At 71.1% G+C, this 9069-nt stretch carries 8 protein-coding genes; 7 read left to right on the plus strand and 1 reads right to left on the minus strand.

The features are described 5' to 3' along the window. The first annotated feature begins 20 nt into the window (after positions 1-20). Genes ABD733_RS10930 through ABD733_RS10940 form a run of 3 tightly spaced genes read left to right on the plus strand, consistent with a single transcriptional unit; the run spans position 21 to position 1992 of the window. On the plus strand, positions 21-728 hold the full coding sequence (locus tag ABD733_RS10930) for a LysR family transcriptional regulator substrate-binding protein (protein WP_344795910.1): 708 nt from the start codon (positions 21-23) through the stop codon (positions 726-728). Between the two features lie 25 nt (positions 729-753). Continuing rightward, the gene (locus tag ABD733_RS10935; protein WP_344795912.1) at positions 754-1512 is read left to right on the plus strand and encodes an SDR family oxidoreductase; all 759 of its coding nucleotides are present in this window, start codon (positions 754-756) and stop codon (positions 1510-1512) included. A gap of 39 nt (positions 1513-1551) precedes the next feature. Further along, the gene (locus tag ABD733_RS10940) at positions 1552-1992 is read left to right on the plus strand and encodes a YdeI/OmpD-associated family protein (protein ID WP_344795914.1); all 441 of its coding nucleotides are present in this window, start codon (positions 1552-1554) and stop codon (positions 1990-1992) included. A gap of 29 nt (positions 1993-2021) precedes the next feature. Here the strand turns inward: ABD733_RS10940 and ABD733_RS10945 are convergent, their stop codons facing one another. Further along, on the minus strand, positions 2022-3281 hold the full coding sequence (locus ABD733_RS10945) for an MFS transporter (protein WP_344795916.1): 1260 nt from the start codon (positions 3279-3281) through the stop codon (positions 2022-2024). Between the two features lie 94 nt (positions 3282-3375). Between ABD733_RS10945 and ABD733_RS10950 the strand changes: the two genes are divergently transcribed. The 4 genes from ABD733_RS10950 to ABD733_RS10965 all read left to right on the plus strand — a co-directional run. Then, entirely contained in the window at positions 3376-4044 is a 669-nt protein-coding gene (locus ABD733_RS10950; protein WP_344795918.1) for a TetR/AcrR family transcriptional regulator, read from the plus strand. Between the two features lie 53 nt (positions 4045-4097). Beyond that, a complete protein-coding gene (locus ABD733_RS10955; protein WP_344795920.1) occupies positions 4098-7571 on the plus strand; it encodes a proline dehydrogenase family protein in 3474 nt (1157 codons plus the stop codon). A 45-nt stretch (positions 7572-7616) separates the two neighbouring features. Next, a complete protein-coding gene (locus ABD733_RS10960) occupies positions 7617-8387 on the plus strand; it encodes a fumarylacetoacetate hydrolase family protein (protein ID WP_344795921.1) in 771 nt (256 codons plus the stop codon). Positions 8388-8889: 502 nt separating this feature from the next. Next, on the plus strand, positions 8890-9069 hold a 180-nt coding region (locus tag ABD733_RS10965; protein ID WP_344795923.1), incomplete at its 3' end, for a hypothetical protein.

Raw genomic sequence — 9069 nt, forward strand, 5'->3', positions numbered from 1 at the left:
GCGTCGGCTACGTCGCGGGGGTGACCCTGACGAAGTGGCTCCGGGTCTGGAACGAGCGCCACCCCGCCACGCCGCTCCGCATCTCTCCGATCGAGGGGCAGGATGCCCTGGCACCCCTCCGCGACGGGGCCGCCGACGTGGTCTTCGCCCGGCTCCCGATCGACGGCGACGGGCTCCACGTGATCCCGCTCTACGAGGAGCAGCCGGTCGTCGTCCTGCCCAGGGAGCACGCCCTCGCCGAGGCCGACTCCCTCGACCTCGCCGACCTCGACGGCCTCGCGCGCCTCGACCTCGACCACTCCCTGACTCCGGCTTCCGCCGTCGAGGTGGTGGAGGCGGGGGCCGGCGTCGCGGTCATGCCGCAGTCTCTGGCGCGCCTGCACGCTCGCAAGGGCGTCGTCGCCAGGCCGCTCTCGGGCGTCGACCCGACGACCATCGCGCTCGTCTGGCCGACCGACGCCACCACCGACGACGTGTCCGACTTCATCGGCGTCGTCCGAGGCCGGACCGCCAACAGCTCCCGGACGCGCGCCGCCGAGGAGACGGCTGCCGAGGCCGCCGCCGCCGCCAAGGAGGCGCGGGCCGCCCGCGCGAAGGCGAAGAAGGCTGCCAAGAACGCCGCCAAGAACCCGGCCAAGAACGCGTCGGCATCGGGCGGCCGACCGCAGGCGCGGGGCCCGCAGCGCGGCAAGGGCCGCGGCGGGCCGTCGCGCGGCCGTCGATCCTGAGCTCCTCGTCTGCCACCATGGGGGCATGACGAAGACGTCCGCCCCCGTCGTCCTGCTGACCGGCGTCGGCCGCCGCGAGAACATCGCTGCCGCCTGCGCCCTGCGACTCGCTCGAGACGGGTGGGATGTCGCCCTGGTGACCTGGGCCGCCTACGACCGCACGATGACGTGGGGCGACCGTCCCGACGACGTGGCGGAGCTGGCCGCCGAGATCGAGGCTCTCGGGCGGAGGGCCGTCGTGCTCGCAGCCGATCTCGCGGATCCTGCGGTCGCCGAAGGCCTGGTCGAGCGGGCCGCGAGCGAGCTCGGCCCGGTGTCGGGTCTCGTCCTGTCGCACTCGCAGAGCGTCGACTCGAGCATCCTCGACACCTCGGTCGAGAGCTTCGACCTGCACTTCGCCGTCAACGTCCGGGCGGCCTGGCTGCTCATCCGGGGCCTCGCCTCCCAGGTCCCCGAGGGCGGCGGCTCGATCGTGGCCCTCACGAGCGACCACACCGTGCACAACCTGCCCTACGGCGCGAGCAAGGGCGCCCTCGACCGGATCGTGATCGCCGCTGCCCGCGAGCTCGCTCACCTCGGCCTGTCGTCGAATGCGCTGAACCCGGGGCCGGTCGACACCGGCTGGATGGACGACGACACCCGGCGAGTGCTCACCGAGCGGCAGCCGACGGGGCGCCTCGGGACTCCGGCGCAGATCGCGGAGACCGTGCGCTTCCTCCTCTCGCCGGAGGGGCACTGGGTCTCCGGGCAGCTGATCAAGGCCGACGGCGCCTTCTCGGTCTGAGGTCGTCCTCGCGGGGCGGTGCCGCCCTACGATGGCGCCATGCCGACCTTCCACACCACCGTCCTGCAGGCCCGCGTCAACGCCACCGGCCTCGAGGTGCCGCCCGAGATCGTCGACGAGCTCGGCTCGGGCAGGAAGCCGGCGGTCGTCGTGACCGTCGGTGACTACACGTACCGCAGCACGGTGGCCGTCATGGGCGGCCGCTTCCTGATCCCGCTCAGCTCCGAGCACCGCAGCGCCTCCGGGCTGGCCGCCGGAGACGAGATCGACGTCACGCTGACCCTCGACGACGCACCGCGCGAGATCGCCGTCCCCTCCGACCTCCTGTCGCTGCTCGCCGCCGAGCCGGTACTCCAGTCGGCCTTCGAGAGGCTGTCGTACAGCCGGAAGCGGGCGCTCGTCGAACCGGTCGACCAGGCGAAGACCCCCGAGACGAGGCAGCGCCGCATCGACAAGGTGCTCGACGCCCTCCGGTCCTGACATCGTCCGGGGTCTGACAAAGGTCCCGATCAGGATCGCGAGCGCTGCGCCGATTCCACGACCTCGGCGTCGACCCGCCTCACCCGCCCGTTGAGGCCGACAGCCGCGACCGCCACGACGACGAGCGACGCCAGCGCCACGAGCGTGAGCGGAGCCCCGACAAGACCGACGGACGGACCGACGACGACCTCGCCGAGCGGCATCCCGACGAGTGAGGCGAGCGTGAGGCAGGCGTAGACGCGGGCGAGGTAGCTCCGCGGCACCTGCAGCTGGATCGCGACGTCGAGAGGGATGGTGAACAGCTCGAGCCCGACGCTCGCGCCGAAGAGCGCCACGCTCAGCCAGAAGAACCAGTGCAGCGGGTCGACGACGTAGGGCGACACGCTCAGGATGAGGGCCAGCACCCCCAGCGGGAGCGCCATTCCCAGCACCCCGAGCGTCGCCACCGCCAGCCGCAGCCGTCCGCGCATGCCGCCGGCGACCACCGCTCCGACGACCAGGCCGAGCGTCTGCACGGCGCCCGCGAAGCCCCAGAGCCCGCGACCGAACGTGTGGTCGGCCGCGATCGGACCGAGCACCTGCACCCCGCCGGCGAACGCGAACTGCGCGACCAGCGAGAGCAGCAGCGTGGCGAGCAGCCACCGGGTCCGCGCGACGAAGGCGAGCCCCTGCGCGAGCTCCCGGCCGAACGAGCCGCCGCGGACGGCACCCACGACACCGCGGGGGAGGCCCGCGAAGGCTGCGATCGCGCAGGTGAACAGGAGGGACCCGACGGCGAGGGCGATCTCGGGCGAGAACGCCTGCACGATCCCGCCGCCGACCGCCGTGCCGACGATGAGCCCGATGTTCATGCTGACGCGGCCGAGCACGGTGGCGTCTCGGATCAGCCGGTCGCCGACGACGTCGCGGAGCACCGCGCTCGTCGCCGGGGCGAAGAACGCGGCCCCCGCTCCGTTCAGCGCCGCGAGTACCCCGAGCAGCGGGAGGCTCGCCAGCCCGGTCGCGAGGAGGAGCGCGCCGCCGGCCAGCGAGGCGGCCGACAGCATCGACGCTCCGACCGCGACCGTCCGCTTCGAGAGGCGGTCGGCCAGGGCGCCGCCGAACAGGATCAGCACGAGGTTCGGCACCGAGCGGCACGCGACGATCACCCCGAGGCCGGTCACTCCGGCGCCCAGGTCGATGCTCGCGAAGACGAGCGCGACGGGCCCCGCGCCGCTGCCGATCCAGGAGAGGAGGCGGCCGATGAAGAGCGACCGGAACGCCGGCAGGCGCAGGAGCGACCAGTTCATCGAGAGGGGGCGTCTCGTCGCGGCCGGGTCACGAGCGAGAGCTTAGTCACGGGGCCCTCGGTCCCCGTGCGCGGCCGAGCGCTATCGTCGATGCGTGACTACCGAGGAGGCCGCTGACGGTCCGGCCCGGGCGCCTCGCCGGAAGAGCGGTACGCCGGGTCACTACGCGAAGGGTCTCGCCAAGCGCGAGGCGATCCTCGACGCAGCCCTCCCGGTGTTCGGGCAGGCGGGCTTCCACGGGGCGTCGCTCCGCGAGATCGCCCGGCAGTGCGGCGTCTCGCACCAGTCGCTCATGCACTACTTCCCGACCAAGGACGAGCTGCTGCTCGCGGTGCTCCGCCGCCGCGACGAGCGCCTCCGCCGCCACTTCGACGACGCGGGCGGGATGCGCCTCGACGAGCTCGTCGACCTTGCCGAGGACAACGTGGACGTGCCGGGCGTGATCCAGCTGTTCAACACCGCGTCGGCCGAGTCCACGTCGCCGGGCCACCCGGCCCACGACTACTACGCCGACTTCTACGAGCGGATCGTCGCCTCGACGACGACCTACCTCCGCGCGGCGGAGTCGCACGGGCTGCTCGCGCCCGGCTTCACCGCCGAGACGGCCGCGCGCGTCGTGCTCTCCGTCCAGGACGGCCTCCAGCTCCAGTGGCTCTACGACCGAGACCGGGTGCACGTCGCCGACCTCATGCGCCTCGTCATCGGCACCGTGATCACCGTCCCGCTGGCCGAGCTCGACGCGCTCGCCGCCGAGCCCGTGTAACGAGCACGTTTCAACCCTTGCCGCCCGGCAAGGTTCGGTCTTATCCTTGCCGCGTGGCACACATCGACCCCGTCACCGATCAGACGGCCCCCGCATCCACCGTCCCCGCGAGTCTCGCCGACGAGGCCGTCGCCCTGGCCCGCAGCTGGGCTCTCGAGGCGGGCGCCCAGCCGAGTACCGGATCAGCCGCCCTCCTGGCCCAGGTCCTGAAAGACGAAACGGGGCTGGCCTTCACCATCGGCTTCGTCGACCGGGTCGTCCGGCCGGAGGACCTCGGAGTCGCGGCTCGCAATCTGGCCGTCCTCGCGAAGCGCACTCCCGCCTTCCTGCCCTGGCACATGCGGCTCGCCGTCCGGGTGGGCGGCGCCCTCGCGCCCGTCCTGCCCCGCGTCGTCGTCCCGGTCGCCCGCCGCGTGCTCCGCGGCATGGTCGGGCACCTGATCGTCGACTCGCGGCCGGCCGCCCTCGGCCGGGCGGTCGCCGCTCTGAAGAGCGACGGCACGCGCCTCAACCTCAACCTCCTCGGCGAGGCGGTCCTCGGCGACGCGGAGGCCGACCACCGCCTCGCGGGCACCAAGACCCTGCTCGAGCGCGACGACGTCGACTACGTGTCGATCAAGGTCTCCTCGATCGTCAGCCAGCTGTCCATGTGGGCCTTCGACGAGACCGTCGAGCGGGTCGTGTCGAAGCTCACCCCGCTGTACGAGATCGCAGCCGCGTCCCCGACGCCGAAGTTCATCAACCTCGACATGGAGGAGTACCGCGACCTCGACCTGACGCTCGCGGTCTTCATGGCCGTCCTCGACCAGCCCCGTCTCGCCTCGCTCGAGGCCGGCATCGTCCTGCAGACCTACCTCCCCGATGCGCTCGGAGCGATGCAGCGGGTGCACGAGTGGGCGTCGAAGCGCATCGAGGCAGGCGGAGCCCCGGTCAAGGTCCGCGTCGTCAAGGGCGCGAACCTCGCGATGGAGCACGTCGACGCGGCCGTGCACGGCTGGCCCCTCGCCACGTACGACACCAAGCTCGACAGCGACACGAACTACAAGCGCGTGCTCGACTGGGCGATGACACCGGAGCGCACCGCCGCCGTCCGGCTGGGCGTCGCCGGCCACAACCTCTTCGACATCGCCTTCGCGCACCTCCTCTCCGAGCGGCGCGGGGTCGCCGACCGGGTCGAGTTCGAGATGCTGCTCGGCATGGCAGAGGGCCAGGCCGAGCTCGTGAAGAAGGCCGTCGGAGGCCTCCTCCTCTACACACCCGTCGTGCACCCGCGCGAGTTCGACGTCGCCATCAGCTACCTGATCCGGCGCCTCGAAGAGAACGCGTCGCACGACAACTTCATGTCGGCCGTCTTCGAGCTGGCCTCCGACGAGGCGCTGTTCGAGCGCGAGGAGCACCGCTTCCTCGACTCGCTCGCAGCCCTCAGCCCCGAGGCCCCTGCGGTCCACCGCGTGCAGTCGCGCCTCGCCGACGAGCCCGCACCCCGGGCCGGCGGCTTCGAGAACGAGCCCGACACCGATCCTGCGCTCGCTGACAACCGCGAGTGGGGCCGCGCGATCCTCGCGGCCGTCCCCTCCTCCGTCCTCGGCGACGCCACCATCGAGGCCGCCCGCATCGAGAGCGCCGACGACCTCGACGACGTCGTGGCGTCGGCCGTGGCCGCCGCACCCGGCTGGGCCGCCCTCGGCGGGGCGGGGCGGGCCGCGATCCTGCGCCGGGTCGCCGCCGAGCTGTCGTCGAGGCGCGCCGAGCTGATCGAGGTCGCCGCCTCCGAGACCGGCAAGACGCTCGCCGAGGGCGACGTCGAGGTCAGCGAGGCCGTCGACTTCGCGAACTACTACGCCACGCTCGCCGAGGAGCTCGACGACGTCGACGGGGCGCGCTTCGTGCCGTCGACCCTGACGCTCGTCACCCCGCCGTGGAACTTCCCGATCGCGATCCCGCTGGGGTCGACGGCGGCAGCGCTCGCCGCAGGATCGAGCGTGGTGCTGAAGCCCGCCGGCCAGGCGAAGCGCTGCGGCGCGGTCCTCGCGGAAGCCCTCTGGGCAGCCGGTGTGCCGCGCGACGTCCTGCGGCTCGTCGACGTCGACGAGGGAGACCTCGGCAGGCGCCTCGTCTCCCACCCGTCGGTCGACCGCGTCATCCTCACCGGCGCCTTCGAGACGGCCGAGCTCTTCCGCTCCTGGCGGCCCGACCTCGACCTCCTCGCGGAGACGAGCGGGAAGAACGCCATCATCGTGACGCCGAGCGCCGACCTCGACCTCGCAGCCGCCGACGTGATCAGGTCGGCCTTCGGACACGCGGGCCAGAAGTGCTCGGCCGCGTCGCTGGTGATCCTGGTCGGCTCCGTCGCGACGTCCGAGCGGTTCCGCCGCCAGCTCGTCGACGCCGCCTCCACCCTGCGGGTGGGCCTCCCGTCCGACCCGGTCACGCAGATGGGCCCGCTCGTCGAGCCGGCGTCCGGCAAGCTCCTCGGCGCGCTCACGACTCTCGCACCGGGGGAGTCCTGGCTCGTCGAGCCCAGGCGCCTCGACGAGGAGGGCCGGTTCTGGTCGCCCGGCATCCGGGCGGGCGTCGCTCCCGGGAGCGAGTTCCACCGCGTCGAGTACTTCGGCCCGGTGCTCGGCATCATGACGGCCGCGACCCGCGACGAGGCGATCGAGCTGCAGAACGCCACCGACTTCGGCCTGACCGCGGGGCTGCACACCCTCGACCCGCGAGAGCTGGGGGAGTGGCTCGACCGCGTCGAGGCCGGGAACCTCTACGTGAACCGCGGCATCACCGGAGCGATCGTCCGCCGACAGCCGTTCGGCGGCTGGAAGCGCTCGGCGGTCGGCGCGGGCGGCAAGGCCGGCGGCCCGAACTACCTGGTGCACCTCGGGTCGTGGGAGCCCGACGCTCTCGAGGCCGCCGCTCCCGCGGCCGCCGCTCCTCAGGCGAGGCTCTCACCCGCCGTCGGGCGTCTCGTCGCCGCGGCCACCGACGACGCAGGATCACGCGGCTCCTTCGAGCGCATCGCCGCAGCCGACGAGGCGGCCTGGTCCCGCACCTTCGGCCGCGCGCTCGACGTCTCCCTGGTCGGTCTCGAGCGGAACGTCTTCCGCTACCGGCCCATCCCGGTGACGGTGCGTCTCGCCGAGAGCGGAGCGCTCGCCGACCTGCTCCGCGTCGTCGCCGCGGGGCTCCGGTCGGGCTCCGACCTCCGGATCAGCTCCGCCCTGCCGCTGCCCGACGCCGTCGTCGCCGCCCTGGACGGGCACCCGGTCGAGGTCGCCTCCGATGCGGCGTTCCTCGAGACGGCCCGTCGCGGGAGCGTCGCGACCCCGCGCGTGCGCCTGGTCGGGATGCCCGAGGCCCGAGCGGCCCTGGCCGAGGCGCTCGAGGGCGATCCTGCCATCGCGGTCTTCGCCGGCGCGGTGATGCCGTCGCCCCGACTGGAGCTGCTGCCGTTCCTCCGGGAGCAGGCCGTCACCATCACGGCGCACCGGTTCGGGAACCCCGACGCCTGGTCCGACTCGGTGATCTGAGGGTCCGACCAGGCGGCGCGGGTGCTCGCCCGATAGGCTCGACCCGTGAAGATAGCGCGTTTCTCGAGCCCTGGTGAAGATCCCCGTTTCGGTGTCGTCGACGGTGAAGACCTCGTCGTCCTGGCGGGCGATCCCATGTACGCCGGCTACGAGACGACGGGCGAGCGGGTGCCCCTCCGGAGCACCAAGATCCTCGCACCCGTGATCCCCCGGTCGAAGGTCATCGGCATCGGGCTCAACTACTACGACCACGCCGACGAGATGGGCCAGGAGGCACCGGAGTTCCCGGTGGTCTTCATGAAGCCGAACACCACCGTCGTCGGCCCCGGCGACTCGATCCAGATCCCGCCCGTGGAGGGCCGAATCGATCTGGAGGGCGAGCTCGCCATCGTGATCGGCAGCATCGCCAAGCGCGTCCGGGCGGACGACTACGCCGACGTCGTCTTCGGCTACACGATCGCCAACGACGTCACCGCGCGCGGGGTGCAAGAGGACGACGGGCAGTGGACGAGGGCGAAGAGCTACGACACCTTCTGCCCGCTCGGCCCGTACATCGAGACCGAGCTCGACTGGTCCGACCTCAAGATCCAGTCGCGCGTCGACGGCGAACTGCTGCAGAGCGAGTCGACCGCGCAGATGATCCACAAGATCCCCGAGCTCGTCGCCTACGTGAGCGACATCTTCACGCTGCTGCCCGGTGACGTGATCCTGACCGGCACGCCGGCAGGCGTCGGCCCGTTCACGGCGGGATCGACCGTCGAGATCAGCATCGAGGGCATCGGTTCGCTGATCAACCCGGCGGTCTCGCGCACCTGACGCTCGTTCCGCCGCTGCTCTTCTCGAGAGGCCGTTTTCTGCCCTGTGTTGTCGTGTTTGGGGGCGGGGGGTGGCCTTTTGGTGCAGGATCAGGGGTTTTGTCGGGTGGTCGTGTTGCGACACGCCCGGGATGTGGGTGGGATTTGCTGGTTGGGTGTGGGGGACGTAATGTTTCTTCCTGTCAGCCCAAAGGAATGAAAACGGGCCGGGTCTTGTGCCTGGCTAACCTTCCTCAAGTGGTGGCTCCTTCCCCCTCGTTCCTTCTTGTGAGTTGAACGGGTTGTGGGTAGGGTGGTAAGTCCTCACCTTGCAGGTTCGCTTGCATGCCTGGTTTTCCTTTACGGGGGCTGGGAAGTCTAGTCGTTCACGGTCTTCGGGTCGGGTTTGACAGGGCCCGGAGGGGTGGGTAGGGTTTCACAGTTGCTTCCGACGAGCGCCATGGTTTTGGTGTGGTTCGGGGTGCGTTTGGTCCTTGAGAACTCAACAGCGTGCACATTGTCAAATGCCAAATTATACCTCGGCATTCGATTCTTTCTGCTTCTCCTTCGGAGTGGTGGATGGTCGGGTGCTTGGTTTCTTTGAGATTGAAATGGACAACAATCGTCAGATTGTTTTGTTCTTTTGGTCAGCATCAAACTTGCAGTGGTCAGCCTATTCCGGTTGCTGCTGTGTTTTTCTTTTA

Source organism: Frondihabitans peucedani (assembly GCF_039537585.1).
Lineage (GTDB): Bacteria > Actinomycetota > Actinomycetes > Actinomycetales > Microbacteriaceae > Frondihabitans > Frondihabitans peucedani.

What these genes read in the sequence shown, in the direction of transcription:
- ABD733_RS10945 (WP_344795916.1), bottom strand. Translation starts at nt 3,281, where the DNA reads ATGAACTGGTCGCTCCTGCGCCTGCCGGCGTTCCGGTCGCTCTTCATC.
- ABD733_RS10935 (WP_344795912.1), top strand. Translation starts at nt 754, where the DNA reads ATGACGAAGACGTCCGCCCCCGTCGTCCTGCTGACCGGCGTCGGCCGC.
- ABD733_RS10940 (WP_344795914.1), top strand. Translation starts at nt 1,552, where the DNA reads ATGCCGACCTTCCACACCACCGTCCTGCAGGCCCGCGTCAACGCCACC.